The 26,175-nt window shown below is 53.6% G+C and carries 25 protein-coding genes; 15 read left to right on the top strand and 10 right to left on the bottom strand.

Features of this window, described 5'->3' with window-relative positions:
• Positions 1 to 25 precede the first annotated feature (25 nt).
• The 4 genes from pufA (HUK38_RS01200) to pufB (HUK38_RS01185) form a co-directional block, all read right to left on the bottom strand.
• Positions 26 to 184: a light-harvesting antenna LH1, alpha subunit gene (pufA, locus tag HUK38_RS01200; RefSeq protein ID WP_182581952.1), complete on the bottom strand. Its 159-nt coding sequence runs from the start codon at positions 182 to 184 to the stop codon at positions 26 to 28.
• A 51-nt stretch (positions 185 to 235) separates the two neighbouring features.
• Entirely contained in the window at positions 236 to 361 is a 126-nt protein-coding gene (gene pufB, locus HUK38_RS01195; protein ID WP_182581951.1) for a light-harvesting antenna LH1, beta subunit, read from the bottom strand.
• Between the two features lie 193 nt (positions 362 to 554).
• Positions 555 to 773 carry a light-harvesting antenna LH1, alpha subunit gene (gene pufA, locus HUK38_RS01190; protein WP_182581950.1) on the bottom strand — a complete coding sequence of 73 codons (219 nt, stop codon included), beginning with the start codon at positions 771 to 773 and terminating at the stop codon, positions 555 to 557.
• 32 nt (positions 774 to 805) lie between these two features.
• Entirely contained in the window at positions 806 to 949 is a 144-nt protein-coding gene (pufB, locus tag HUK38_RS01185) for a light-harvesting antenna LH1, beta subunit (RefSeq protein WP_182581949.1), read from the bottom strand.
• Between the two features lie 847 nt (positions 950 to 1,796).
• Here pufB (HUK38_RS01185) and HUK38_RS01180 point away from each other — a divergent pair.
• The 12 genes from HUK38_RS01180 (at position 1,797) to HUK38_RS01125 (ending at position 17,159) form a co-directional block, all read left to right on the top strand.
• Positions 1,797 to 5,564, top strand: a complete 3,768-nt coding sequence (locus HUK38_RS01180) for a magnesium chelatase subunit H (protein ID WP_182581948.1) — start codon at positions 1,797 to 1,799, stop codon at positions 5,562 to 5,564.
• Positions 5,561 to 6,478 carry a ferredoxin:protochlorophyllide reductase (ATP-dependent) iron-sulfur ATP-binding protein gene (gene bchL / locus HUK38_RS01175; RefSeq protein WP_182581947.1) on the top strand — a complete coding sequence of 306 codons (918 nt, stop codon included), beginning with the start codon at positions 5,561 to 5,563 and terminating at the stop codon, positions 6,476 to 6,478. Before HUK38_RS01180 ends, bchL begins: the two co-directional genes overlap by 4 nt.
• A 32-nt stretch (positions 6,479 to 6,510) precedes the next feature.
• Positions 6,511 to 7,212: a magnesium protoporphyrin IX methyltransferase gene (gene bchM / locus HUK38_RS01170; protein WP_182581946.1), complete on the top strand. Its 702-nt coding sequence runs from the start codon at positions 6,511 to 6,513 to the stop codon at positions 7,210 to 7,212.
• Positions 7,212 to 8,642, top strand: coding sequence for a BCD family MFS transporter (locus HUK38_RS01165; protein ID WP_182581945.1), 1,431 nt, complete (start codon positions 7,212 to 7,214; stop codon positions 8,640 to 8,642). The genes bchM and HUK38_RS01165 overlap by 1 nt, the downstream gene beginning before the upstream one ends.
• Before the next feature lie 37 nt (positions 8,643 to 8,679).
• Positions 8,680 to 9,459, top strand: coding sequence for a photosynthetic reaction center subunit H (puhA, locus tag HUK38_RS01160; RefSeq protein ID WP_182581944.1), 780 nt, complete (start codon positions 8,680 to 8,682; stop codon positions 9,457 to 9,459).
• Positions 9,456 to 10,130, top strand: coding sequence for a photosynthetic complex putative assembly protein PuhB (puhB, locus tag HUK38_RS01155; protein WP_182581943.1), 675 nt, complete (start codon positions 9,456 to 9,458; stop codon positions 10,128 to 10,130). The genes puhA and puhB overlap by 4 nt, the downstream gene beginning before the upstream one ends.
• Before the next feature lie 40 nt (positions 10,131 to 10,170).
• Positions 10,171 to 10,638: a photosynthetic complex assembly protein PuhC gene (gene puhC / locus HUK38_RS01150; protein ID WP_182581942.1), complete on the top strand. Its 468-nt coding sequence runs from the start codon at positions 10,171 to 10,173 to the stop codon at positions 10,636 to 10,638.
• A gap of 19 nt (positions 10,639 to 10,657) precedes the next feature.
• Complete coding sequence (puhE, locus tag HUK38_RS01145) at positions 10,658 to 11,476, top strand: putative photosynthetic complex assembly protein PuhE (RefSeq protein ID WP_182581941.1); 819 nt, start codon at positions 10,658 to 10,660, stop codon at positions 11,474 to 11,476.
• Positions 11,477 to 11,592: 116 nt separating this feature from the next.
• On the top strand, positions 11,593 to 13,227 hold the full coding sequence (gene bchE, locus HUK38_RS01140) for a magnesium-protoporphyrin IX monomethyl ester anaerobic oxidative cyclase (RefSeq protein WP_182581940.1): 1,635 nt from the start codon (positions 11,593 to 11,595) through the stop codon (positions 13,225 to 13,227).
• A 36-nt stretch (positions 13,228 to 13,263) separates the two neighbouring features.
• Positions 13,264 to 14,628, top strand: coding sequence for an oxygen-independent coproporphyrinogen III oxidase (gene hemN, locus HUK38_RS01135; RefSeq protein ID WP_182581939.1), 1,365 nt, complete (start codon positions 13,264 to 13,266; stop codon positions 14,626 to 14,628).
• 53 nt (positions 14,629 to 14,681) lie between these two features.
• A complete protein-coding gene (dsbD, locus tag HUK38_RS01130; RefSeq protein WP_182581938.1) occupies positions 14,682 to 16,565 on the top strand; it encodes a protein-disulfide reductase DsbD in 1,884 nt (627 codons plus the stop codon).
• A gap of 39 nt (positions 16,566 to 16,604) precedes the next feature.
• Positions 16,605 to 17,159, top strand: a complete 555-nt coding sequence (locus HUK38_RS01125) for a TlpA family protein disulfide reductase (RefSeq protein WP_182581937.1) — start codon at positions 16,605 to 16,607, stop codon at positions 17,157 to 17,159.
• A gap of 15 nt (positions 17,160 to 17,174) precedes the next feature.
• Here HUK38_RS01125 and dusA read toward each other — a convergent pair whose 3' ends face one another.
• Together dusA and lptG are read right to left on the bottom strand one after the other, a co-directional pair.
• Positions 17,175 to 18,191 (bottom strand): tRNA dihydrouridine(20/20a) synthase DusA, encoded by a 1,017-nt coding sequence (gene dusA / locus HUK38_RS01120; RefSeq protein WP_182581936.1) that lies wholly within the window; start codon positions 18,189 to 18,191, stop codon positions 17,175 to 17,177.
• Positions 18,175 to 19,260 (bottom strand): LPS export ABC transporter permease LptG, encoded by a 1,086-nt coding sequence (gene lptG, locus HUK38_RS01115; RefSeq protein WP_238787348.1) that lies wholly within the window; start codon positions 19,258 to 19,260, stop codon positions 18,175 to 18,177. Before lptG ends, dusA begins: the two co-directional genes overlap by 17 nt.
• A gap of 59 nt (positions 19,261 to 19,319) precedes the next feature.
• Between lptG and HUK38_RS01110 the strand changes: the two genes are divergently transcribed.
• Complete coding sequence (locus tag HUK38_RS01110; protein ID WP_182581935.1) at positions 19,320 to 20,237, top strand: PfkB family carbohydrate kinase; 918 nt, start codon at positions 19,320 to 19,322, stop codon at positions 20,235 to 20,237.
• Between the two features lie 91 nt (positions 20,238 to 20,328).
• On the opposite strand, the gene HUK38_RS01105 is transcribed toward HUK38_RS01110, so the two are convergent.
• The 3 genes from HUK38_RS01105 to folD all read right to left on the bottom strand — a co-directional run bounded on the left by HUK38_RS01105 (position 20,329) and on the right by folD (position 22,067).
• Entirely contained in the window at positions 20,329 to 20,802 is a 474-nt protein-coding gene (locus HUK38_RS01105; protein ID WP_182581934.1) for a MerR family transcriptional regulator, read from the bottom strand.
• 55 nt (positions 20,803 to 20,857) lie between these two features.
• Positions 20,858 to 21,085: a hypothetical protein gene (locus HUK38_RS01100; RefSeq protein ID WP_203218649.1), complete on the bottom strand. Its 228-nt coding sequence runs from the start codon at positions 21,083 to 21,085 to the stop codon at positions 20,858 to 20,860.
• A gap of 124 nt (positions 21,086 to 21,209) precedes the next feature.
• Positions 21,210 to 22,067 (bottom strand): bifunctional methylenetetrahydrofolate dehydrogenase/methenyltetrahydrofolate cyclohydrolase FolD, encoded by an 858-nt coding sequence (gene folD, locus HUK38_RS01095; protein ID WP_182581933.1) that lies wholly within the window; start codon positions 22,065 to 22,067, stop codon positions 21,210 to 21,212.
• 103 nt (positions 22,068 to 22,170) lie between these two features.
• Here folD and HUK38_RS01090 point away from each other — a divergent pair, with 103 nt between their 5' ends.
• Both HUK38_RS01090 and HUK38_RS01085 read left to right on the top strand, forming a co-directional pair.
• The gene (locus HUK38_RS01090) at positions 22,171 to 22,758 is read left to right on the top strand and encodes a Tll0287-like domain-containing protein (RefSeq protein WP_182581932.1); all 588 of its coding nucleotides are present in this window, start codon (positions 22,171 to 22,173) and stop codon (positions 22,756 to 22,758) included.
• Between the two features lie 49 nt (positions 22,759 to 22,807).
• Positions 22,808 to 23,350 carry a hypothetical protein gene (locus HUK38_RS01085; RefSeq protein WP_182581931.1) on the top strand — a complete coding sequence of 181 codons (543 nt, stop codon included), beginning with the start codon at positions 22,808 to 22,810 and terminating at the stop codon, positions 23,348 to 23,350.
• 17 nt (positions 23,351 to 23,367) lie between these two features.
• On the opposite strand, the gene HUK38_RS01080 is transcribed toward HUK38_RS01085, so the two are convergent.
• Positions 23,368 to 26,151 carry a site-specific DNA-methyltransferase gene (locus HUK38_RS01080; protein ID WP_182581930.1) on the bottom strand — a complete coding sequence of 928 codons (2,784 nt, stop codon included), beginning with the start codon at positions 26,149 to 26,151 and terminating at the stop codon, positions 23,368 to 23,370.
• Between the last annotated feature and the right edge of the window lie 24 nt (positions 26,152 to 26,175).

The raw sequence follows: 26,175 nt of genomic DNA, 5'->3' as shown, positions 1-26,175 counted from the left end.
ATTAGGGAAACTAACCATTTATCAATTAGTTGACAAACAGCATTCCGGCTGGGGCGATGTCAAATACGACAGCGTGGACAGCGAGCGCAATGACTAACACGGAGAACAGAATCGGCATCAGCCAAGTAGCAGGACTAACAACCATCCACACTTTCCAATCGTCGGCTGGATTGCTGGGTTTCATAGGTAATTCCTCGTTATTTGAACGAATTAAAAGGTTAAAGCGAAGCGCTTATTAGAACCAGGGCTTGGCAGCAATGACTAACAGGTGAGCCATAGCAGCGATACCGACAAATGCGGTATAGGTGGTCTTGAACTGTTCGTGGAATTCTTTTGCTTGTTGTTCGTTTAAGCCGGACATTCTTTGAGCCTCCGAAATGAGGGTTATTAAAAGCACACTGGACTCAATAACAGAGTACAGCATTCTAAGGAATCAAACATCTGCCTTCTACTAAAACCACACCTAAACATTTGTTTAAATGTCGTTTGAACCTTGACGAGTAACACCTGTGAGAAGGTAAAGAGCCAAGTCCACCCGTTTAATCAAAAAACAATTATTGCGCGGCTGGAGCAGCTGGCGCAGCAGCAGCGACTGGGGCTGCGTCGTCAACAAACAACAATGCTGTTGGGGCAACGCTCAACACGGCGGCGTGAACGGCCAACACGGTCAATAACACTGCAAACAGGATTGGCATCATCCAAGTGGATGGATTAACAACTAACCAAAAACGATAGTCTTTTTCGCTGGGCTTGTAATTCATAACTTCGTTCATTTTATAATCCTCTTGACGAGTAATTTGTTAAATTAAAACCAGGGCTTGGCAGCAATCACCAACAGGTGAGCGGCGGCAGCAATACCGACAAACGCGGTATAGGTGATTTTGAATTGTTCGTGGAATTCTTTCGCTTGCTGTTCAGTCAAGCCTGATAAAGTCTTTTGCTCGGCCATCAACAGGTCCTCCCTACAGGGGTGTGTGACGTTGCCGCAAGTGGTGCGGCGGGGATCATCGCAGTCGTCATCTTAACGATTGATAACGATGACCATGTTTACCTAAGTTCGGCTATTCGGTTGATCTGTCCTTCGACCATCGCCCTCCATTGGGTTGTCAGTTTAACCTGACAGATTTAAATGTCAACCCTTGTGTACAGATTATTTTTAATTTTTTTGTCCTAGCCCAGATTGTCACGCACACAACCTGCGTCCTACTCGACCGTTTTAACCGAAAAATTGAAGTTAAGTTATTGTTTTATAACTCTTTATTTTGAAAAATCAAGCGACGGCGGTCGCTAATTTTGCCATCCAAAACACCGCCACTGCTCACTAAAATTAAACTATTATTACGTCATGGCAGCGCTTGCGACACCAGCAGCGCGGGAAAACTGTGGCAGAGATGTCGCACACGACGGCATCAGTTCATCACGCGCCGCCGCTAAGTGTCAACCCGGCTTTACGTTAAGCACAGTTGACAGAGTGCGCCCAGCAGACTAGATTGCTACCCATATACTTCTTCTAGTTAAGCACGTTCATCTTCGGGCAAACTGCTGACAAACCCTGAATGATGGTTGTGCAGTTACAGTTCGTTCACCCTGAACAATGTTGAACGTTGTCATTGCCAATTGGATTGACGGTGCGGTGTTCGGCGGGGTTGCGCATTTCAAATAGCAGCGTGTTGATTTGACGGTTTGCAACGTCAAATTTAAGTAAAATCAACCGTTTAGGCATCCAACTGCGTTATCCTGCAAGTGCCTCGTCATTAACGAGTAAATAAAAATTGTTGCTTAATTGAGCTGCCACGATGCCAAAGCCCACTTCGACCAAATCTACCAAGAATAAACTAACACCCGTGCGCGTCGTGATTGTAACTCTTGATAATCACCTCGCCGGTGCGGCTGAACGCGCCCAGTCGGTGTTGCAACCGGAAATCCCCGGCGTTGAGGTCAAACTACACGCCGCCACCGATTGGGAAAGTCACCCCGAGTCACTGGCGCAGTGTCACGCCGACATCGCGCAAGGCGACATCGTAGTGGCGACGATGTTATTCCTTGATGAACACGTCAAAGCGGTGCTGCCGGCACTGGAGGCGCGGCGCGATCACTGTGACGCGATGGTCGGCTGCATGTCGGCGGCGGAAGTGATGCGCTTGACGCGGCTGGGTAAATTCGACATGAGCGCCCCGCAAACTGGCGCGATGGCATTGCTCAAACGGTTGCGCGGTGGCAGTAAACAGCAGGGCGAGGGTCAGGAGAAGTCACCCGCCACCAGTGGCGCGGGGCAGATGGCGATGCTGCGCCGCATCCCGAAAATTCTGCGGTTTATTCCCGGCACCGCGCAGGATGTGCGGTCGTATTTTTTGACGTTGCAATACTGGCTGGCCGGTTCGGATGAGAACGTGGTCAACATGGTGCGCCAGTTGATTGATCGTTACGCCGCGGGGCCACGAGCGACGTGGCGTGGGCTGTTGAAAGTGACCGCGCCCGCCGAGTACCCCGAAGTCGGGTTATTTCATCCGCGCCTCAAAATTCGCATCACGGATCGGCTGAATAAATTGCCGGCCAAGTTGCCGAAAAATGCCGCCCCGCGTGGCACCGTCGGGCTGTTACTGATGCGCTCGTATGTGTTGGCGGGTAACACCGCGCATTATGACGGCGTGATCGCGGCACTTGAAGCGCGTGGACTGCGCGTGATTCCGACCTTTGCCAGTGGATTGGACGCCCGCCCGGCAATTGAAAAATTCTTTTTTGATAAGGGCAAAACGACCGTTGATGCCGTCGTGTCGCTGACCGGATTTTCACTGGTCGGCGGGCCGGCGTACAACGACGCGACGGCCGCGCAGGAATTGTTGGCGAAACTGGACGTGCCGTACTTGGCCGCGCATCCGGTCGAGTTCCAAACGCTGGAGCAGTGGCAGGCGTCAGATCGCGGCTTGATGCCGGTAGAAGCGACCATGATGGTGGCCATTCCCGAACTGGACGGCTCAACTGGCCCGATGGTGTTTGGTGGCCGCTCGGCACAGGCAAGCGCGGATCGCTCGCGTGATATGCAGTCACATGAAGAGCGGGCAGAGATGTTGGCCGCCCGCGTTGACCGCCTGATTCGGCTGCGGCAGACGCCCGCCAAAGAACGCCGCATCGCCGCGGTGTTATTCAATTTCCCCCCAAATGCGGGCAACACCGGCACCGCCGCGTACTTGGCGGTATTCGAGTCGCTGTATCGCACGTTGCTGGCGCTGAAACACGACGGCTATCATGTTGATTTGCCAGCGGATGTGGACGAATTGCGCGAGCGGGTGATTCACGGCACGGCAGCGCGGTACGGCGCTCATGCCAACGTGTTCACGCGCATTCCCGCCGATGACCACGTCACCCGCGAAAAATACTTGGCGGACATCGAGGCGCAGTGGGGGCCGGCACCGGGCAAACATCAAAGCGACGGCTCGACGCTGTTCATTTTAGGTGAGCAATTTGGCAACGTGTTCGTCGGTGTTCAGCCCTCGTTTGGCTACGAAGGCGACCCGATGCGGTTGTTATTTGACAAGGGCTTCGCCCCGACGCACGCCTTCTCCGCGTTCTACCGTTTCCTGCGGGATGATTTTGGCGCGCACGCGGTGCTGCATTTCGGTACACACGGCGCACTCGAATTCATGCCGGGCAAACAAGCCGGGTTGAGCAGCGACTGCTGGCCGGATCGCCTGATCGGTGATTTGCCCAACCTGTATTTGTACGCCTCGAATAATCCGTCCGAGGGGACGATTGCCAAGCGGCGGGCGGCGGCGACCTTGATTAGTTACCTGACGCCACCGATTGCCAACGCCGGGCTGTATCGCGGGCTGGTGGATTTGAAAGGCTCGATTGAACGCTGGCGCACCTTGACGCCGGAAACGCTCGATTCGGAGCGCATCGAGTTGGCCGAGTTAATTCAGGCGCAGGCGGTCGAGTTGGATTTGGTACCCGCCGAGCCGGCGTGGACGGAACACGATGCCGAGCGGCACATTCAGCAGTTGAACGATCACATTTTAGAGGTCGAATACACGCTGATTCCCTATGGTTTGCACGTCGTCGGTGAGCCGCCGAATGCGCAGGAACGGATTGATTTGCTGTTGGCCGTGGCCGAAGCGACGGGGCAGAACCCGAATGAGCGCGCTGGCATCACGGCGCTGGTCGAAGGCGTGACGCCGGAGCGGGCGCTGGCGGCGGCGGGGATTGCGGTCAACGCCGAAGCGGTCAAGCGCTACGCGGATTTGGCGCATTACAACCAGTTGCTGAGTGAAGATCACGAAACGCCGGCCATTTTGCGCGCATTGGCGGGACGATTTGTCCGCCCGGCACCGGGTGGTGATTTGTTACGCACCCCGGAGATTTTGCCGACCGGCCGCAATTTGCACGGCTTTGATCCGTTCCGCATTCCCAGCACCTTTGCGATGCGCGAGGGCATCCGTCACGCGCAACTGCTGCTGGATCGTTACCTGCAAGACGGCAACCCGCTGCCCGAATCCATCGCGCTGGTGCTGTGGGGAACGGACAATTTGAAAACCGAAGGCGGGCCGATTGCCCAAGCGCTGGCGCTGCTCGGTGCGCGGCCGCGGCTGGATAGTTACGGCCGCGTCTGCGGGGCGCAGTTGATTAGTTTGGAGGAACTCGGCCGCCCGCGCATTGACGTGGTGATGACGCTGTCGGGTATTTTCCGCGACCTGCTGCCGTTGCAAACCAAATTACTGGCGGAGGCGTCGTTTTTTGCCGCGACGGCCGACGAGCCAGTTGAACAAAATTACGTCCGCAAACATGCGCTGGCGTATCAACAAACGCACGGCTGCGATTTGGAAACGGCGGCGCTGCGGGTGTTCAGCAATGCCGACGGCGCGTACGGCTCAAACGTCAACCATTTGATTGATAACAGCCGCTGGGATGAAGAGGACGAGTTGGCGGAAACCTACACGCAACGCAAATGTTTTGCTTACGGGCGCGCCGGGACGCCAGTGCGGCAGTCGGAATTGCTCAAAACGATTTTGGGCGACGTGCAATTGGCGTATCAAAATCTGGACTCGGTCGAGTTGGGCGTCACCACCGTTGACCATTACTTTGACACACTCGGCGGGATTAGTCGGGCGGTGAGTCGCTCCCGCGGCGGCGAGGTGCCGGTGTACATTGGCGATCAAACTCGCGGCGACGGCACGGTGCGCACCTTGTCGGAACAGGTGGCGCTGGAAACGCGGACGCGAATGCTCAACCCCAAGTGGTACGAGGGAATGTTGAAACACGGTTACGAGGGCGTGCGGCAGATTGAGGTGCATGTCACCAACACGATGGGCTGGTCAGCCACGACCGGGCAGGTCGCGCCGTGGGTGTATCAGCGCATGACCGAAACCTTTGTGTTAGATGAAGAAATGCGCGAGCGGTTGGCGGCGCTGAATCCGGCGGCGTCGGCGAAGGTGACGCGGCGGTTGCTTGAAGCGCACGAGCGCAATTATTGGCAACCGGACGCGGCGACGCTGGAGGCGCTGCGGCGGGCGGATGAGGAATTGGAGGATCGGTTGGAAGGCATTACCGAAGGAGTCGCGGTGGCATGAGAATTGATCGTTTGCCCAGCGGCTTATTTGGCAGTGGCGCGGCCGGGCGTCCACCCGACGGCGAGGGCAGTGTGCAGGTGCAACTCGATCCCGACGTGCAGATCGGCAACGCCAAAGTGTTTGCGATTTACGGCAAGGGCGGCATCGGCAAAAGCACCACCTCGTCCAATTTGTCGGCGGCGTTTTCCCACTTGGGCAAGCGCGTGTTGCAAATCGGCTGCGACCCCAAGCACGACTCGACCTTCACGCTCACCAAATGCCTCGTGCCGACGGTGATTGACGTGTTGGAAACGGTCAATTTTCACCCCGAAGAATTGCGGCTCGACGATTTCGTGTACGAAGGGTACAACGGCGTGATGTGCGTTGAGGCCGGCGGCCCGCCCGCGGGGACGGGGTGCGGCGGCTATGTCGTTGGGCAGACGGTGAAATTGCTCAAACAACATCATCTGTTGGATGACACCGACGTGGTGATTTTTGACGTGCTGGGCGACGTGGTGTGCGGTGGCTTTGCCGCGCCGTTGCAACATGCCGAGCGGGCGCTCATTGTCACGGCGAATGATTTTGATTCGATTTTTGCAATGAATCGCATTGCAACGGCCATTCTCGCCAAAGCCAAGAATTATAAAGTGCGCATTGCCGGTGTGGTCGCTAACCGCAGTGCTAAAACGGATGAGATTGATCGGTTTAATGCGGCCGTTGGATTAAAAACGCTGGCGCATTTGCCCGATTTTGACATCATTCGGCGCAGTCGGTTAAAGAAATCTACCGTGTTTGAAATGGACTCCACGCCTGAATTAGAACATGCCAAAGCACAGTATTTGCAATTGGCGGAGGCGTTGTGGGCGGGAACAGAACCATTAGCCGCCCATCCAATGAAAGACCGCGATTTATTTGATTTTTTGGGATTTGATTAATCCAAAACTATTCGGGTTGCAATCAATAACACATGACCGAACCATCCTATCGCACCCGCCGCAGTGAAATAGAAACGTATTTTGATCGCACTGCCGCCGAAGCATGGAAACGCTTAACGTCTGATGCGCCACTTGGCCGCGTCCGTGCTACCGTGCGCGCTGGCCGTGATGAAATGCGGCAAACGTTATTAGATTGGTTGCCGAATGATTTAACCGGTTGTCGGTTATTAGATGCCGGCTGCGGCACGGGTTTATTAACCATTGCCGCCGCTCGGCGCGGTGCGCAAGTGGTGGCAGTGGATTTATCGGCGACGCTGGTGCAATCGGCGCAGGAACGCCAGCCGGCTGATATTCCCGCGAATCAAATTGAATGGTTAGTTGGCGATATGCTCGATCCCAAACGCGGGCAGTTTGATTACATCGTGGCAATGGATTCATTGATTCATTACGAATTAAACGACGCGCTCCAGTTAATTGGCGGTTTCGCGCAACAGGCACGGGCGGGCGTATTATTTACATTCGCGCCGCGCACTCCCGCATTAACAGTGATGCACGCGGTCGGCAAATGGTTTCCGCGCAGTGATCGCTCGCCCGCAATTATTCCGGTGAATGATAAAACGCTATTGCGGCAGATCGCGTCCATGCCCGAATTAGTGAATTGGACGGCGGGGCGTAATCGGCGGATTAAACGCGGGTTTTATATTTCACACGGCTTGGAATTGGTGCCCCGGTAATGCGATTGGATTACAGTCATTTGGCACGGCGTTGGATGCAGGTTGCACCGCGCTTTTTGCCATTTGCCGATGTCATCACCGCCGATTTACCACTCGGCCGTTTATTGCGTTTATCATTATTCCAAGTCTCCGTCGGCATGGCGATGGTATTATTAAATGGCACGTTAAATCGTGTCATGGTCGTTGAAATGGGCGTGGCGACGTGGCTCGTGGCATTGATGGTGTCATTGCCATTAGTATTCGCACCATTGCGGGCGTTAATTGGGTTTCGCTCCGATCATCACCGCTCGGCATTAGGTTGGCGGCGGGTGCCGTATATTTGGTTTGGTTCATTGCTACAATTCAGCGGTTTGGCGATTATGCCATTCGCGTTATTATTATTGGCGGGCAATCACAATGCACCTGCATTCATTGGGCAAGTCGGCGCGGCAGTCGCATTTTTATTAGTCGGGGCGGGGTTTCATACCACGCAAACAGCGGGATTGGCATTAGCAACTGATTTAGCACCAGAAGAGGCACGGCCGCGTGTTGTCGCATTGCTGTATATCACGTTGTTATTAGGCATGGTCGGTAGTGCATTATTGTTTGGCGCGCTGTTAACTGACTTTAATAATCAACAGTTAATTCAGGTGATTCAGGGCGCGGCCGTGGCGACAATGGCATTAAACGTCATTGCGTTGTGGAAACAAGAAGCGCGTGATCCGAGCCGCACCCGCGCCGATCAATTGCGGCCGTCATTTCGGCAATCATGGCAGGAATTCATGCACGGCGGGCGGGCAAGTCGGTTGTTAATTGCCGTCGGCCTCGGCACTGCCGGTTTTGCCATGCAGGACATTTTATTAGAACCGTATGGCGGGCAGATTTTACATTTATCTGTCAGCGCGACCACTGTATTAACCGCCATTTTAGCCAGCGGTTCATTAGCCGCATTCATTGTCGCCGGGCATGTGTTAGCACGCGGTTATGATCCACACCGATTGGCCGGTTACGGCGCGGTATTAGGCATTTTTGCATTCGCCGCCATTGTCTTTGCCGCGCCACTCGCATCGCCCTTGTTATTTCGCATTGGCACCGCGTTAATTGGCTTTGGTGGCGGGATTTTCGCAGTGGGAACATTAACTGCCGCAATGAGCATGGCCAAAGACGGGCAGAGCGGATTAGCACTCGGCGCGTGGGGTGCCGTGCAGGCGACTGCAATGGGCGTCGCCATTGCATTGGGCGGTTTTTTGCGCGATGGAATTGGACACTTGGCAATGAGTGGTCAATTAGGGAGCGCCCTTGTTAATCCCAGCACCGGCTACGCATTCGTGTATCATTTGGAAATCATTTTATTGTTTGTTACTCTTATTGCCGTCGGGCCACTGGTGCAGCGCATGAGTGATCCAACGGTGCGTTCGTCGTCAAAGCTCGGTCTGACTGAGCTGCCTTAGTTGTTGTTTGTTGTTAATCCAAGCCTCGGAGGAATCAATGCCATCACCATCTGGTTTTTTAACTGAATATCTCGACGTTGCCCAATTAACGCTTTGGGTATTTTGGTTTTTCTTTTTCGCATTAATGTATTACATCCGTCGTGAAGACAAGCGCGAAGGCTATCCGGCTGAATCATTGCGCATGGGCGGCACGAAAATGATGGAAGGTTTCCCGCCGATGCCGGCACCCAAAACGTTTACGCTGCCACACAAGGGCGGTGACGTGGTCAAGCCAGGGCCGGAAACGGCGCAATACGAGTTGAAAGCGCGTCCAATTGCGCCCTTCCCCGGTGCGCCGTTGGAACCAGTGGGCAACCCAATGTTGGCGGGCGTCGGGCCAGGTGCGTACGCGCTGCGGTCAAATACGCCTGATTTGACGCATCAAGGCACGCCGCGCATTGTGCCGCTGCGCGTTGCCAAGCATTTTGTCATTGTTGATAGGGACCCTGATCCACGCGGCATGACAGTCGTCGGTGCGGATGGTGAAGCGGGTGGCACGGTGAAAGAAGTGTGGGTGGATCGTTCCGAACCGCAAGTGCGTTATTTGGAACTGGAAACCAAGAATGCCAAGCGCGTGTTGCTGCCGATCACGATGGCGCGGGTCAGTGGTAAAACCAATACCGTCAAGGTTGCATCCATCAACGGTGCGCACTTTGCGGACGCTCCGACGTTGGCGAGTTATGACCAAATCTCGTTGGCAGAAGAAGATCGCGTGTGCGCCTATTATGGCGGCGGTACGCTGTACGCCACGCCAGATCGGGCGGAGCCGCTTCTGTGAGTGAATACGACGGCGAGCCAATTCACGGCTTACCTGAGCAGCTCCCCGCTGGGGAGTTGCTACGCTGGCAAGGCGCCCCGCAGTGGGGCGCTTTAGCCAAGCGGGCGTTTCATGTCCGCAGCGTGGCGCTGTACTTCGGGCTGTTACTGGTTGTCACGGTGGCAATTTTGTTGGCGCAACACCAGTCGTTTGCGCAAATCGTGCAGGCGACCACCTGGTTTGTGGTACTCGCCGTCGCGGCAATCGGCATTTTGACGGCGCTGGCGGTGCTGTATGCGCGCTCAACTGTGTACAGCATCACGGATCGGCGGGTGGTGATTCGCTTTGGGATTGCGTTGCCAATGGCGGTGAATATCCCGTTCAAAAGTATCGAAACGGCCGGGTTGCGGGTGTATGCCGACGGCACGGGCGATATTCCGTTGTCGTTGCTGCCCAGTCAGCGCGTGAGTTATTTTATCATGTGGCCGAATGTGCGGCCGTGGCATATGCTGCACGCGCAGCCGATGTTGCGAGCGTTGCCGGATGCGCAACAGGCGGCGAATATTTTGGCGGCAACGTTGAAAGCCGCCAGCGCGGCAGATCACACGGCCGGCGCACCTGTGACGACTGACGGTGAGATGCCCGCCTCTGCAACCGATGCGTCACCAGTTTTTTCGGCAACGTCATCGTGAACGTACTTTTGAAAGTTGAGCCAGTGCAACGGAGTTTTTTGTGAGCGACCCATTTGAAGGGCGACCTTTTCCGCGTGCCGTGCTCATTGGTGCGGCCGTTTTAATCAGTTTTGTCATTGCGGTGGCGGCGTTTGTGCGCGTGACGGGCATCGGGCGGGCGACGTTGGAGCTGGCGCCACAGGTGACGATGCGCGAGTTACGCTTTGAAGACATCGCCGAAGCAAAAAAACGCATTTATGCCGACAAGGTCGTGGTGGCCGAGGTCAGCGAAGTGTCAGCACCGTTTATTTTTGGTGTCTTGCGTGCCATGCAGCGCCAGCGGAAGTTGTTACAAGTGCCATTTGAATCACCCTATCTGCTGTCATTGCGGGCGGATGGGCAATTGATTTTAGAAGACCCCAGCGTCGGCGAACGGATTGATTTGCGGGCATTTGGGCCGGATAACACCAAAGCCTTCTCGGCGTTGTTGACCATGCCACCGCTCTCACCCACGTCTACCTCCCCCTGACACGGCGGCTGCACCAACAATGTTGCGCTTTGCGCTACCGGTGGCCTACGCCCTATTTCTTTGGTGGTTCAGTACCGGATTGATCCTGTACCTTGACCGGTTAGCGCGGCGCACCTACCGCACCAGCATCCTGTGGGCAAGCGGCTTGCTCGTGTTATCAATTGTCGGCGTGATCGGCGTACGCAGCCAAACAACGCTGCTCGGTGCCTACCTCGGCTTCACCTGCGGCGTGTTAATTTGGGGTTGGCTGGAAATGACGTATTTTATGGATGTCATCACCGGCCCGCGCAAACAGCCCTGCCCGACGCCGTGTGGTCAATTAGAGCGGTTTTGGTTAGCCATTCAGACCAGTCTGTACCACGAATTAGCCATTATGGTCGCCGGCATTGGTTTGATCGTGTTGACGCTCGACTATCACAATCAAGTTGCCACCTGGACATTCATTATTCTGTGGTGGATGCGCTGGAGTGCTAAACTCAACTTATTTCTTGGGGTGCCGAATCTCAATGAAGAGTGGCTGCCGCCCCATTTGCGTTTCTTGACCACCTACCTTGCCAAACGGCCGATTAACCTATTCTTTCCAGTGGTGGTCACGGTGGCAACGGTGGTGATGTCGTTGTTGGTAGAACAAGCATTAGAATTGCCGGCTGACAGCTTCACAGCCATTGCATTATTATTAACAGCGACCTTATTAGCACTGGCAATCCTGGAACATTGGTTTTTAATTCTGCCATTACCAGATGCCGCGCTGTGGGATTGGTTATTAGAACAGCCGCCGCCGGTCATTGAACCGGATAAAACAGCCAAGGCGGTAAAGCAATTGCCAACGCCCCCCTAGTGAAGCAACGTTTGTTTGGAATTGAACCAAATGAAAGTGACGCAAGCACCATCAGTTTGGTTTAATACGGGTGTTATTTAGGATTTCAGTTTATTGACTGCCGGAGATTTTGACTTATGCGTATTCTCATGATTCAACCTAATTACCACTCCGGCGGCGCCGAAATTGCGGGCAATTGGCCGGCTGGCTGGGTTGCCTACATTGGTGGCGCAATTAAAGGCGCCGGAATGCCCAATGTGCGGTTTATTGACGCGATGTGCGATGAAATCCCCGATGATCGCTTGCGTGAAATTATCGCGCAAAATCAACCGGATGTGGTATTAGCGACGGCTATTACCCCAATGATTTATCAAGCGCAAAAGACCTTGCAATTAGCGCGTGAAGCCGTGCCGGGCTGCGTGACGGTATTAGGCGGTATTCACGCGACCTTTATGTATTCACAGGTATTACAGGAAGCGCCCTGGATTGATTACATTGTGCGCGGTGAAGGTGAGCGCATCATTGTCAATTTATTGCGGGCAGTTGAGAATGGCACTGATAAACAAGAGCGCAAAAACATTCGCGGATTGGCGTATTTAGATGGCGATCAAGTCATTGCTACGCCCGCCGAGCCGGTGATTGATGATTTGGATAGCTTAACCCCCGATTGGTCATTACTGGAATGGGATAAATACATTTACATTCCATTAAATACGCGGGTTGCGGTGCCGAACTTTGCACGCGGCTGTCCATTCACCTGCCGCTTCTGTTCACAATGGAAATTCTGGCGCAAATATCGCCATCGTGATCCCATTAAATTCGTGGATGAAATTGAAAAGTTGGTGCGCGATTTTAATGTCGGCTTTATGATTCTAGCGGATGAAGAACCGACCATCGTGCAATCCAAGTTTATTGCGCTGTGTAAAGAATTGGTTAAACGCCAATTGCCAATGCACTGGGGCATTAATACCCGCGTGACTGACATCATGCGTGACCGTGAATTATTACCGCTGTATCGTAAAGCCGGTTTGGTGCATGTGTCGCTCGGCACTGAAGCCGCGGCGCAAATGAACTTGGACATATTCCGCAAACAAACCACTGTTGAACAGAATAAACTGGCGGTGAAATTATTGCAGGATGCGGGCATTGTCGCTGAAGTGCAGTTCATTATGGGTTTGGAAAATGAAACGCCCGAAACGATTGAAGAAACGTATCGGTTAGCCAAAGATTGGCGCCCCGATATGGCGAATTGGAATATGTACACGCCCTGGCCCTTTGCCGAATTATTTGAAGAACTCGGTGATCGGGTCGAAGTGCGCGATTATTCCAAATACAATTTCGTTACGCCAATTATGAAACCCGAGGCGATGACGCGGGAACAGGTATTAAAAGGCGTATTGAAAAACTATGCCCGTTTTTACATGAGCAAATCGGTTTTCCATTACCCCTGGATTCGTGACAAATTCAAACGCCGTTATATGCTCGGGTGTTTGAAAGCCTTTGCCAAAACCACGATTACGAAGAAGTTTTATGATCTTGAGCGAGTGAAATATCGTGGTGGGATGACCACTGAAATTGATCTTGGCTTTGATGAAAGCAAGATTCTCACGCGGGAACAAATTACCCAATTGAAAAAGGATCGGCCGGATTTATCTGCGGATGTTGATTTCACGGGTGTTCGTGGTGGTGGTGGCTCAGTGGCTATTTCTGCTTGCGGCGCACCGAATGATTTGCAGGTGGTGGAAAAGCCGACAGTCACCGAAACACGTTAATGATGTTAATCCAATGCCAACTAATTAGGTGTTAATATGACCGCCGCCGCGCCTATGGTCATTTCGCCGGATGTATTAAAACGTTTGGTGTGTGTTGATCAACAACATGACCGATTATGCGAAGCGCCGACGTGGTTGGCGGTACCGAATGATGCGGATTACCGGGCGGCATTGGCGGCACTGCATGATCGGGTGGATGAAACATTAGCCCTGTACATTCACATTCCATTTTGTCCAGGACGCTGTTTATATTGCGGTTGTAATACGACCGTCACGCATAATACACAGCGAATTGATCGCTATTTAGATCGGTTGGAAATGGAGATTGAATTGGTCGCGCCGGCCATTGCAAGCGGGCGCGATGTATTGCAATTGCACATTGCCGGTGGTACGCCAAATTATTTGGGTGATGCGCAATTGACGCGGCTAATTGAAATGATCGAGCGCCGCTTTCGTATTCTGCCCGAAACCGATACTTCAATTGAATGTGATCCGCGCCGCAGTTCGGCTGGGCAATTAGAATTATTGCACAGTTTAGGATTGCGGCGTATTACGTTTGGTGTGCAGGATTTAGAACCGCGGGTGCAACGGGCAATTGGGCGGATTCAATCCATTGATTTGGTGCGCGATGTCTATTGGATGGCGCGAGAAATCGGCTTTGAATCCATTAGTTTTGATTTAATTTACGGCTTGCCAGAGCAGACTGAAGCGAGTTTTCAAGCGACAGTGGAAGCGGTGATTGAATTGGGGCCGGATCGCGTGGCGTGTTTCGGTTATTCACGCGGGACGGAGCAAAGTCCACATCAACACGCGATTGATTGTCATCGTTTGCCAACTGATACTGAACGGGCGCGGTTATTTGAACGGGCGGTCGAGTTATTTACTAATTCGGGCTACGTTTGGATTGGATTGGACACCTTTGTATTAGATTCGGATGAATTAGCGCTGGCACAAGAAGAGTGCCGCTTGCAGCGCAATCCAATTGGTTATACCGCAATGAAACCGCATCATTTATTAGGATTTGGCGCGGGGGCGGTGGCTGACATCAATGGTTATTGTGTGCAGAATGAAACGACGGTAGAAGCGTGGGCGGCGGCCATTAATCGCCAAATTTTACCCATTGCGCGGGGCTATCAATTAACCGAGCGTGATCGTTGTCGCCGCAATGCCGTTGGTCATTTCGTATGTAATTTAGCATTGCCCTGGGCATTGGCCGAGCAGTGCATGGCGGATGAATATCATCGTTTAACGAAGTATGTGAATGAAGGTTTGATTGCAGTACATGACACGCATTTATGTGTGACACCTAAAGGGCGTTATTTTTTACGTCAATTATGTACTGAACATGATGCGTGGTTTGTTTGGGATCGAGCGCAATGGCATTTTTCACGCACGAGTTAATACCCAATTCATAAATCATTATTCACCTTGATAGCATCCCTAATCATCTTTTCATGCCCTCCATTCCCCATTTATCATTCGCACTCATTCTCACTGCATTAGTCTCCTGCGCCGCCCCGATTGCCAATGCAATAGATTTTAGTCAACTCGGGTTTAATCGCGCCAGCACCGCCGATTCATTACTACCGGTCGAAGACGCCTTCCGCAGCAGCGCGGTCGTGATGACATCCGAGCGCCTGCGGGTGCGGCTGGACATCGCCCCCGCCACCTTCATTTACCGCGACAAAGTCACACTCGCCATCGCCCCACCCGCCGCCGTGCAATTGGGCGCATTTGTCCTGCCACCGGGCGAGGTCAAACCCAACACCGCCCGCCCCGACGGCAGCATTGGCGACGTGGCGATTTATCACGGGCAAGTAGAATTTGACGTACCGCTGCAACGGCAATCGGCGCCGGCGGCAACAGCGTTGACGCTACTGGTGAGTTATCAGGGTTGCGCCGAGCGCGGCATCTGCTACCCGCCCGTCACGCAACCATTTGAGTTGACCTTGCCGGCGGTTGACGTGCAACCCGTTGCCGCGCCGGTCAGCACCAATTCACCCGCGCCAGCACCTGTTGTGACCACGCCACAGGACGCCATCGCCGCGCAACTCGCCACGCTGTCACTGCCCGCCGCCTTCGCGCTCTTTGTTGGATTTGGGCTACTGCTGGCGCTGACGCCGTGCATTTTCCCGATGATCCCGATCTTATCCGGCATCATCGTCGGTCACGGTCAGACAGTCAGCACCCGCCGCGCTCTGGCATTATCAAGCAGTTACGTCGTGGCCATGGCGTTGACCTACGCCATCGTCGGGCTGATCGCTGGGCTATTCGGCGCCAATTTACAACTCGCGTTCCAACATCCGCTGATCTTGACGCTATTTGCCGCGATCTTCGTGGCACTGGCGCTGTCGATGTTTGGTTTATACGACCTGCAACTGCCCAGCAGTCTGCAAACCCGCCTGACGCGCTGGGGTAATCGGGGCAATCAACTCGGCGGCGGCGGATCACTGCTCGGCGCGGCGATCATGGGCGGTTTATCGGCACTGATCGTCGGCCCCTGCATTGCCCCGCCGCTGATGGGCGCACTGTTGTTTATTGGTCACAGCGGCGACGCACTCCTCGGGTTCACCGCCTTATTTGGACTGGGACTGGGCATGGGCGCACCGTTACTGGTGATCGGCAGCGCGCTGGGGCAGTGGCTACCGCGAGCGGGCGGGTGGATGAACACGGTTAAAACGCTGTTTGGCGTAGTGTTACTCGGCGTGGCAATTGTGATGTTAGAACGCATCCTGCCGAGCGGCGTGACGCTGTGGCTGTGGGGGACGCTGTTGATCGTGACGAGCGTCGCCGTGCTAGACGTGTTGACGCCGCTCGCTGCCAGCGCCAGCGGGTGGCAACAGGTCAAGCGCGGCGTGGGCGTGATGGTGTTGATTTACGGCACTTTAATGTTGATCGGCGCCGCGGCGGGCGGACGTGATCCCTGGCAACCGCTGCGCGGTCTCGTGACCAGCGCATCACCCGTCGCGGCAACCGTGCAGTTTCAACCGATCAAGACGTTAACCCAGTTAGATCAAGCACTTGCCGCCGCCCGCGAGCGTGGTCAACCGACGTTGCTAGACGTGACGGCGGACTGGTGCGTGACCTGCCGCGAGTTGGAGGCGCAGACATTTCCCGACGCAACGGTGGCGGCGGCGCTGCGGTCATTGAACGTGTTGCGCGTTGACGTGACGGCAAATGACCGCGACGATCAGGCGTTGATGCGGCAGTTTGAGATCATTGGCCCGCCGATGTTGTTGTTTTTTAACGCAAATGGACAGGAGCGGCGCGAGTTGCGGGTGGTTGGATTTATCACACCGGCGGATTTGGTGGCGCAGGTGCGTCACTTGGCACCGTGAACGATGTAACGGCGGCTAGATAGGAGTTTGGTTAAAAATATGAGCGTTATCAAAGTCGTAGCCGCCACTGCCCTCGCGGGCGGGTTGAGTATCGGCATCGCGCTGTACGGGCAGCAGTGGTTCGACGGGCAATTTGGCACGAGTGGCGACCGCAGCTCGGTGCGCCTGACCAGTCTGCCGGACATCCGCCTGCCGGATGTGAACGGCCGCGAGGTGCGCAGCAGCAGTTGGGCGGGTAAGGTGTTGATTTTGCACTACTGGGCGAGCTGGTGCGCGGCGTGTGTGACGGATACGCAACTGCTGGCGCAGGTGCAACAGCAATACGGCGCGGGTGCATTGCAGGTGGTTGGCATTGCGATTGATCAGCCGCAGGCGGTGAATGCGTTTTTATTAGAACAGCCGCTACCGTATCCAATTTTAATTGGTGGAAATGCGGCGGCGGAATTGTCGCAGCAATTGGGGAATCGCACATTGGGATTGCCGTTCACGGTGATGTTTGATGCGATGGGACGGCGGGTATTTAGTCACTCGGGCGAATTAACATTGGCGCAGGTGACGAATGAACTTGCGCGGCTGGTGCCGGTGAAAAAATAAAACCTGCCACCAATTTTAATCACTGGTCGTCCACTCTGGCGTATTGATAAACTGCATTGCCTGCTGCAATACCTCAATCCCAGCATTGGATTGATGCGCATGAATACTCAAATACCGCCGCCACGCCCGCGCCCCGGGTTGCCCTTGAAATAACCCGTGCAAATGGCGCGCAATCCGATTAAATGGCAGCCCATCGGCTAAACAGCGTTCCGCATACGGCAGAAGTGCGTTAATTAAATCAATTTGCGTAGTGATCGGATGCGGATCATTAAAGAACTGCGCATCAGCAGTAGCAAATATCCAGGGATTGCGATACGCCGCCCGTCCAATCATCACACCATCCACCGCCATTAACCACCGCGCCGCCTCATCTAATGACGTGATGCCGCCGTTAATAATGATCGGCAAGTGCGGGAAATCAGTTTTTAATTGCGTGACCAATTCATAACGCAATGGCGGACGTTGGCGATTGGCACGCGGGGTTAAGCCAGTTAAATGCGCGCTGCGAGCGTGAACGATTAAAACATCGCACCCGGCCGCGACCTGATGCGCCGTGAATGCCGCTAAATGTTCATAGTCATCTTGCGCGTGCAAACCAATACGGGTTTTAATGGTGACGGGGACAGTGACCACCGCTTTCATTGCCGCAATGCAGTCAGCCACTAATGCCGGTTCGGCCATTAAACAGGCGCCAAAGCGGCCATTCTGAACGCGATGAGAGGGGCAGCCGACATTTAAATTGATTTCATCATAGCCCCATTCAACACCCAGCCGCGCACAGGTGGCGAGTGTATTAGGATCGGCGCCGCCTAATTGTAATGCAATCGGATGTTCAGCTGGATCAAATGCTAATAACCGCCGCACGTCACTATGCAATAGCGCGCCGGTCGTGACCATTTCAGTGTATAGCAAGGTGTGGCGGGTGATTAAACGCATCAAATAGCGAAAATGCCGATCTGTCCAGGCCAGCATTGGCGCAACTGATAATGATCGTTGAATAGCGGGCGGGGGTGAATTAACGGAGATTGACATGTGCTAAGACCCACAGCGCGGCGGCAATTAATAATAACGGCGGCAGCAAAGCGGCAATGGCCGGGTTTAATCCAAATAATAACGCCAAATAAGTACAGGTGCGGCTAATTAAATAAAATGCGATGCCAATGGGAATGCCCGTAAAAATGCGGGCGCCTAAACTGGTGCTGCGGGCGGAGCCGACCAATACCGGAATGGATACAAAAATCATGGTCAACACTAATAATGGTTGTACCAATTTAGTCCATAACGCAACGCGATAAAGACTGGCGTCTTGTTGACTGGACTGGAGGAATTGAATGTAGCGTATGATGCCCCACACTGATAGGGCGTGTGGTTCGACAATAATCAATTTGAGTAATTCAGGATTGAGTAATGATTGCCACGTTTGGCTGGCGTGGTGTTCAATCCGGACTTGATTGGGTTCAATTAAACTGCGGGCGACATTGTTTAATATCCAATGATCGGTTTCATAAGACGCGGACTCGGCGTGGGTGGCATAACGCAAGCGTGTTCCGTCTAATTCGTAAATTAAAATATCGCGCAAGTGGGCATTGGGTAAAACTTCACCGACGGCAATAAACGCATTGCCATCGCGTACCCATAAACCGGATGCGGTTAATTGCACCGCTTGACCAGTGGCGGCGAATGAACGCAATGCCAGCGCGTGGCGTTCGGCAATTGGCGTGATGCCTTCACCTAATATGACTACCGCAATTGCCAGTATTACGCCGCCGCCCAATGCGCCGCGAATCATGCCACCAAGTGACACGCCCGCAGCGCGCATGGCGACTAATTCTGAACGGCTGGCTAAATTGCCCAATCCCGCTAATGCGCCAATTAACGTTGCCAATGGAAAAATTTGATAACCATAGCGCGGCAAACTAAATAACACGAATTGCGTTACTTGCCATATTCCATAGTTTTGGGTGCCGATCTGATCTATTTGATCGGCAAAAATAATGATGCTTAATAGGGGAATAAAGATCGCCAGCGTGATGACCGTCCCGAGTAGCACAGCACGAGCAAGATAACGGTCAAGAATGGTCATGGGATTGATTGTGTTCATTTAATAAACGTAGGATGCGTTAAACTGTTTCTTTACTCAACAACGGACGATCACATGATATGACCAATCACTCAACCTTTGATCCCACGCCGCGCATTTTTGGTGAAGTTTTATTTGATTGTTTCGCCACTAATTCAGGTGCGCCACCGACCTGTCTGCTTGGCGGCGCGCCGTTTAATGTCGCTTGGCATTTACACGCATTTGGGCAAGCGCCGCTATTCATTAGCCGCGTTGGCGCGGACGATTTCGGGCGGGACATTATCGCCACGATGCAGGCACATCAGATGACGACGAGCGCGGTGCAACAGGATCGGCAGCACCCGAGCGGGCGCGTGGCGGTCACGCTCGACAACGGCGAACCCAGTTACGACATCGTAGCCGAGTGCGCCTACGATTTTATTGATGCTGCCGACCTGCCCGCCGCACCTGCACATTCACTGTTGTATCACGGCACTTTGGCGTTGCGCAGTGCCGTATCAGCTGCCGCGTGGCAGCATTTGTGTGCCGAACACCAGCCGGCGCGGTTTGTTGATGTCAATTTGCGCGCTCCCTGGTGGCAACCGGCGCAGGTGCAAGCACTGCTGACGGGCGCTCGTTGGATCAAACTCAACGTTGCCGAGTTGGCGCAACTGGCACCGGCTGGCACGACGCTGGTTGAACGCGCACAGGCGCTGCTCGACCAACACGGTGCGGCGTGTGTGATTGTCACGCAAGGCGCGGCGGGCGCCTGTGCCATTTCCGCCACCGCCCCCCCGCTCTCTGTCAGTCCACCCGCGTCAGTGCCAGTGGTTGACACCGTTGGTGCGGGCGATGCCTTCGCCGCCGTGTTCATATTGGGTCTGATGCGCCATTGGCCCCTGCCCGTCACGTTAAATCGTGCGCAGCAGTTTGCCGCCGCCATCGTCGGGCAGCGCGGCGCGACCGTGCAGGATGCGGCGTTTTATGCGGCAATCAGTCGCAGTTGGTCAACAGATTAAAGCGCCGCCGTAATAGTCAATTCAAGATCATTTAATACAATCAGGAATTACGCAGTTGTTGTCTGCTGTTACGCAACTATGATGCAACCCCCTAATCAACCGCCTGTTCCCAAATTAAATTCAAGATGTCGGATGTGTTTAATGCCTGATTAATTGGACACTGCGGACAGCCCTGACGGGTGGGCGGGTGTGTGCATTGTGAACAGCTTTGAATGGTGCGCATGACTTGGGTTAATTCACCGTCTAATTGCCTCATCATGTCAATCTGCCCCCGCAACGTGGCTTGCAGCGTTGTTAATACGCATGAAACCTCACGACTGGCTTGGGCGCCGGTGGACGCCTGCTCGCGGGTAATTGCCAATGTTTTAATAAACGCCAATGGAATGCCCGCCTGCGCCAATTGAAGAATTGCACGAAAGCGGGCAATATCTTCGGCATTGTAAAGCCGAGTACCTTTCGGTGTACGGCGGGCATTCACCAAGCCTTCTTCTTCATAAAATCGCAAGGTGCGCGGCGTCGTGTTAAGCAATTCAGCGACCTCACCAATTTTTTTTAACGTGTTCATTTTATTGAATGATCGTTCCCACACGAGCGCGTGAGAACAATCGCGTTTAATTGAATTATGCACCAATCAATTGGGCATCATAACCGCAAGCGCGCACTTGATTGAGTAATACGCCCGCCGCCGTGGCCGCTGGGTTAAATGCAATCAATAATAAATGATCGGTGCCGGCATTAAAGCGCGGTGCAATCACGCCATCAATTTCCCGCATGGCGTCTTCTAAACACTGCCGCTGTTGTTCATTCAAATGTTGATTGATGTGAATTAAAACGTCGCTGATATTCATTCTGATTTCCCGGGTTGCACAGTTGAAGGGCGCGCTTTTTATCTCACGATAACGTGAGATTTGCAACTCAAACTGGCAACCCGTTGATTAAACTAGTGTTTATCAACCTCCCCCAGCGAGGCGGTTACTTGCCCGCTCGCATCCCCGCCGCCTGCAACGTATTTTCCAACAAACTGGCAATGGTCATGGGGCCGACGCCGCCCGGGACGGGAGTGATCCAACTCGCCCGCTCAACCGCCGCGCTAAAGTCCACATCGCCGGTCAATTTGCCGTCAACGGTGCGGTTCATGCCGACATCAATCACGATTGCGCCGGGTTTGATCCACGCGCCGGGGATGAATTCCGCCCGGCCAATTGCCACCACCAGCACGTCAGCTGCGGCGACCTTGGCGGCCAGATCACGGGTGCGGCTGTGGCAGACGGTGATGGTGCAGCGGGCGGCAAGCAATTCCAATGCCATCGGGCGGCCGACGATGTTGGATTGCCCGACGATCACCGCGTCGCACCCGGCTAATGTCTGCCCGGTGCGTTCGAGTAACGTCATCACGCCTTTGGGGGTACACGGGCGTAGCGCCGGCAAGCGCAGCGCCAGCCGCCCGATATTGTACGGGTGAAAACCGTCCACATCCTTTGCCGGATCAATGCGTTCCAGCACCGCCTCGGTGTCAATCGCGTCGGGCAGCGGCAGTTGCACCAAAATGCCGTGAATGCGCGGGTCGGCGTTGAGTTGGTCAATCAGCGCCAGCAATTGGTCGGGCGTGACCGTCGGGGGTAATTCGTGCAATTGCGAATAAAACCCCACCTCGGCGCAGGCGGTGCGTTTATTGCGGACGTACACCTGCGAGGCGGGGTGATCGCCAACCAACACCACCGCCAGCCCCGGCGGCGCCGCCCCGCTCGCCAATTGTTGCGCGACCTGCTGTTTTAATTCAGCGCGGATGGATGCGGCAATCGCTTTGCCGTCAAGCAGTTGTGCGTTCATTCGGTTGTCAATTCCAATTATCAACGTTTTTTCAGTCTTAGTCGGTTAGAATAGCACCATGCTAAATATCAACTCATCACCACCGGTTTTAGGAACAATTCCCATGCACCGCACTTTACTCCCACTCGCCACCGCTTTTTTCGTAACCACCGCCCTTGCCGCTGATCCGGCGGCGCCGCCGTCAACTGATCCAACCGCGCAGGCGCAGGCGGTGATCCATGATTTCAAAACCAATCTGCAAGGCGAATTGAAAACCGCGCTGTCCAAAGGCGGCCCCGCGGCGGCAATTGAGTTTTGCCAAAAACGCGCCCCGCAAATTGCCACCGAGGTGTCCGAATCGAGCGGCTGGCAAATTCGGCGGGTGACGCTGAAGCCGCGCAATCCTGACAATAACGTGCCGGATGCGTGGGAACGGCAGGGTTTGGCGACGCTGGCTGACAAACTCAGTAGCGGTGCGCCGCAACCGATTCTGGTGACTGAAGAAGTCACCACGCCAAACGGGCGGGTGTTTCGCTACATGCAGGCGATTCCGGTGGCGAAAGCCTGCTTGACCTGTCACGGCGACCAATTAACCCCCGAGGTGACGGCGGCGTTGGATAAGGCGTATCCGAACGATCAGGCACGCGGGTACACGATTGGGCAGTTGCGCGGGGCGTTTAGTTTGTCCAAACCACTGCCGGCGGCGGAATAATATTTGACTAATCAAGCGGTTGCATTCACTGGTTACACGGACTGCCATCATGCCCGAGTCGCGTTATGATGTTGTGTTTGCTGGTCAATTGGTCGCAGGTGCCGATGCTGCGACGGTGCGCATGGCGTTGCAAACGCAGTTTAAGCTGACGGATGCGTTACTTGACCGGCTGTTTAGCGGTCAACGGGTTGCCGTCAAGCGCGGGTTGGAGTTGCCGGCGGCGCAGCGGTACTGTGAATTGTTTGCCCACGCCGGCGCGGTGTTGGAACTGGTGGCGATGCCGGCGGTGGTCAGCCCGCCGGCGCCAGTTGCAGCCGTACCCGTGCCACCGTCGCCAGTCATGCCCGCCCCGCTTGTTTCATCTGCACCACCGCCCGCCAGTTTCACGCTTGCCCCAGTCGGCAGTACGCTGGAGGAGTTGACCGATGGTGCGGCGCCGCGCAATCCGAATACCAGTCACTTGAGTTTGGTGGCGGGTGAGGCGTGGACGCTCGAAGATTGCGCGCCGCCACCGCTGGCGCAGCCGCTGCCGGATATTGATTCGCTCATGTTAGAACCGCTGGCGCCGCGTGCCATTCGCCGGGATGAATAGCGCAATAATTAAGTGTATTACACGCGAAAGACTTTGATGACTTCATCGCCATAATGATTAATCACCTTGACCGCCACTTTGCCGCTATTTGGTTTAGGAAATGGTCGGCTGGTGGTGCGATAGAGTGCATCCCACGCCGCTTCATTCACTTCTGCTTTTAATGCTTTTTTGAGTTTGTCATACGGTTGATCGCCGCCGCTGAAATAAGCGTGGCGGACAAAAAAGCTCTCGCTATCATAATCCGTGTCAATTAACCAGCAGGCGATTTCATTCGTGCCGTGACTGGTAATCAATCCGGTGGTTGGATTATAAATGTCCACGCCGCGCACTTCGATTTGATACATCCCGTCCGCTTGCGCAATTAACTTGCCCGTCGTTGAATCAACCGGCCCAATGTCGGGTTCACCAAACACCATGAATAAATTGCCGCTGCCGGTTTTCTTTAATAATTCATCGCCCATTGTTAAATCAGGATTCATTTTGACCGGTAAAATGGTGAGTTGGCCGAATTGTTTGGCCTCTTCGTTGACTGACGGATCGAATGCAAATCCGCAGATTAATAATAAATGAAAACCGAGGCCGCGGACGGCTTCTTTCGCCGCTTCTTTGACCGCTAAACTACTCACGGTGCCATGCTCGGGGCCAATATGAATTGCCACTCGTTGCACCGTGCCGTCCTGTTCGGTGTATTCACCGTCGGCATGAATCCATGTTCCGGCGAATACGTCGAGCCGATCAAACATTAACCGCTCATGTTTAATCGTATTCTGCACGCCCGCCTTTCTTAAATTATCCAAAATCATCGTGGTGAAATCGGTTTCATCCGGCGTGGTTAATGGCGCTTGCACACTATCCTTTTCATCTAAATGCGTCGGCCAAATACGATGCGGCGATAAGGATTCAACGGTGAATGGGCCGCTCACCCGCACTCGTTTATTATCTTCATACGGTTGGTCATACAGAATTTCGGTATCGGCATTGCGCGCAATGGAATCATCAATCTCCTGTTGACGGCCGCGCCGCGCTGCCCACCATTGCTGGTGTATTGCAATGATTGATTGATCCCAATTGCCCGCCTCACGCGGGATTTCCCATTCTTCCCACGCCTGATTTAATGCCGCGTTTAATTGATCGCGCAGCAGTTCTAATGTTTCCTGCCATTTGGCGTGAATCACGTCAATCTCGGCGTTATTGGCAATAGATTTGAGCGTGACATGTGGCACGGTTTTATAAACAAAGCCGTGTTTGATGTCATTGGTCGGAGCGCGGGTAATGGATTCGCCGGTTAATGCGGTGCGCTTTTTAATGCCATCCGCTGAATCGGCTAATAAATAAAACGGATAGCGGGCGGCCATTAACCGAGTGCGGGCGAGGGCTAAGGCGACGCGGGAGGTGTCAATGGCGATCCAGCGCCGTCCCCATTGCTCGGCGACATACGCGGTGGTGCCGCTGCCCATTGTCGGGTCTAATACCAAATCGCCGGGGTCGGTGGTCATTAGGAGGCAGCGTTGGATGACTTTATTATTTGTTTCAACAACATAGTGCATATTAACTGGAGCTGATGTAGATGCCCATAATGTATTAACAGGGGTAATAGGGTAATCACTCAGTTTTAAGACATAACGCAAAGTATCACCACCGCTATAAGGGACTAATCTATCAGCAAATTTGAGCCTAATAGCGCCTGACAAATCGGTTTTCCAGCTTTTTCCGTTCGGGGGAAAATATTTTTGCTTATCAATTTCTATAGAAAAAACGCGATTTTTATCGAAACCGATTGGACTCATTGAAACTAGCTGTAGTAGATCAACTTTTTCTGGTAACAACTTATGGTTATTAATTTGATCCAAAGTTAATTTAGTTCTTAATCCATTAACTTCACAGATATTCCAATGATTATCGCCTTCTAAATTCATGGATTCATAGAGAGGCCGATATTTTAAGGTATCTTTATCTTTTGCGTAAAAAAGGATATAATCGCAAAGTTCTTCTAAATACTTTGCACCAAGTGGCATAGTTTTTTTTCGGAATGTAATTTGGGCTACAAAATTTTTATTCCCAAATACCTCATCCAATAAACACCGTACCAAATGCACATTCTCATCCCCGATCTGCACAAACACACTGCCCGACTCGGTTAATAACTCCCGCGCCACCATTAACCGATCCCGCAAATACGCCAAATAAGAATGAATGCCTAACTCCCAAGTATCCCGAAACGCTTTTATTTGCTCCGGCTGCCGCGTTAAATCCTCCACCTTGCCATCTTTCACATCGCGCTTGCGGGTACTCACCTGCCAATTCGAGCCAAACTTAATTCCGTAGGGCGGATCAAGATAAATCATTTGCACCTTGCCCTTGAGCCGCTCCTTTTCAGCTAAAGAAGTCATTACCTGCAAACTATCACCCAAAATCATTCGATTCTGCCACTGCTGCTGGTGTTGATAAAACTCAATCAACTGCGGGAATTGCATCGAATTAAAATCCGCAAATAAATCATCGGTGACGGGTTGACTGCCCTGCGCCGTCGCCCGAATATCATCAATTAACGCCTGCGGGTGGATTTTTTCTTGAATGTAAATCGGCACCACCGGCACTTCTAATTCATCCAATTGCGCATCTTTACCGCGCCACACCAATTGCGGATCAAGATCAGGATCACGCGGGTAGCGCATTTTTTTATCTTCAAGCGTATCAAAATGCCGCAATTCCTCCGTCGGGATGTTTATTCGCGTGTCGGTCGCGTGTTTAATACTGTCAATGGCGATGGGTTGGGCGGGGGATTTGGATTTGCGGGGCATGAGTTTAATAACCTAAATAAAAAT

The sequence above is a fragment of the Thiospirillum jenense genome, assembly GCF_014145225.1.
Classification (GTDB): Bacteria; Pseudomonadota; Gammaproteobacteria; order Chromatiales; family Chromatiaceae; genus Thiospirillum; species Thiospirillum jenense.
This window is presented reverse-complemented; position numbering and strand designations above follow the sequence as displayed.

Excerpts from the sequence above, each read along its gene's own strand:
- pufA (WP_182581952.1), bottom strand. The coding sequence starts at position 184 with ATGAAACCCAGCAATCCAGCCGACGATTGGAAAGTGTGGATGGTTGTT.
- pufB (WP_182581951.1), bottom strand. The coding sequence starts at position 361 with ATGTCCGGCTTAAACGAACAACAAGCAAAAGAATTCCACGAACAGTTC.
- pufA (WP_182581950.1), bottom strand. The coding sequence starts at position 773 with ATGAACGAAGTTATGAATTACAAGCCCAGCGAAAAAGACTATCGTTTT.
- pufB (WP_182581949.1), bottom strand. The coding sequence starts at position 949 with ATGGCCGAGCAAAAGACTTTATCAGGCTTGACTGAACAGCAAGCGAAA.
- HUK38_RS01180 (WP_182581948.1), top strand. The coding sequence starts at position 1,797 with ATGCCAAAGCCCACTTCGACCAAATCTACCAAGAATAAACTAACACCC.
- bchL (WP_182581947.1), top strand. The coding sequence starts at position 5,561 with ATGAGAATTGATCGTTTGCCCAGCGGCTTATTTGGCAGTGGCGCGGCC.
- bchM (WP_182581946.1), top strand. The coding sequence starts at position 6,511 with ATGACCGAACCATCCTATCGCACCCGCCGCAGTGAAATAGAAACGTAT.
- HUK38_RS01165 (WP_182581945.1), top strand. The coding sequence starts at position 7,212 with ATGCGATTGGATTACAGTCATTTGGCACGGCGTTGGATGCAGGTTGCA.
- puhA (WP_182581944.1), top strand. The coding sequence starts at position 8,680 with ATGCCATCACCATCTGGTTTTTTAACTGAATATCTCGACGTTGCCCAA.
- puhE (WP_182581941.1), top strand. The coding sequence starts at position 10,658 with ATGTTGCGCTTTGCGCTACCGGTGGCCTACGCCCTATTTCTTTGGTGG.
- bchE (WP_182581940.1), top strand. The coding sequence starts at position 11,593 with ATGCGTATTCTCATGATTCAACCTAATTACCACTCCGGCGGCGCCGAA.
- hemN (WP_182581939.1), top strand. The coding sequence starts at position 13,264 with ATGACCGCCGCCGCGCCTATGGTCATTTCGCCGGATGTATTAAAACGT.
- dsbD (WP_182581938.1), top strand. The coding sequence starts at position 14,682 with ATGCCCTCCATTCCCCATTTATCATTCGCACTCATTCTCACTGCATTA.
- HUK38_RS01125 (WP_182581937.1), top strand. The coding sequence starts at position 16,605 with ATGAGCGTTATCAAAGTCGTAGCCGCCACTGCCCTCGCGGGCGGGTTG.
- dusA (WP_182581936.1), bottom strand. The coding sequence starts at position 18,191 with ATGTCAATCTCCGTTAATTCACCCCCGCCCGCTATTCAACGATCATTA.
- lptG (WP_238787348.1), bottom strand. The coding sequence starts at position 19,260 with ATGAACACAATCAATCCCATGACCATTCTTGACCGTTATCTTGCTCGT.
- HUK38_RS01110 (WP_182581935.1), top strand. The coding sequence starts at position 19,320 with ATGACCAATCACTCAACCTTTGATCCCACGCCGCGCATTTTTGGTGAA.
- HUK38_RS01105 (WP_182581934.1), bottom strand. The coding sequence starts at position 20,802 with ATGAACACGTTAAAAAAAATTGGTGAGGTCGCTGAATTGCTTAACACG.
- HUK38_RS01100 (WP_203218649.1), bottom strand. The coding sequence starts at position 21,085 with ATGAATATCAGCGACGTTTTAATTCACATCAATCAACATTTGAATGAA.
- folD (WP_182581933.1), bottom strand. The coding sequence starts at position 22,067 with ATGAACGCACAACTGCTTGACGGCAAAGCGATTGCCGCATCCATCCGC.
- HUK38_RS01090 (WP_182581932.1), top strand. The coding sequence starts at position 22,171 with ATGCACCGCACTTTACTCCCACTCGCCACCGCTTTTTTCGTAACCACC.
- HUK38_RS01085 (WP_182581931.1), top strand. The coding sequence starts at position 22,808 with ATGCCCGAGTCGCGTTATGATGTTGTGTTTGCTGGTCAATTGGTCGCA.
- HUK38_RS01080 (WP_182581930.1), bottom strand. The coding sequence starts at position 26,151 with ATGCCCCGCAAATCCAAATCCCCCGCCCAACCCATCGCCATTGACAGT.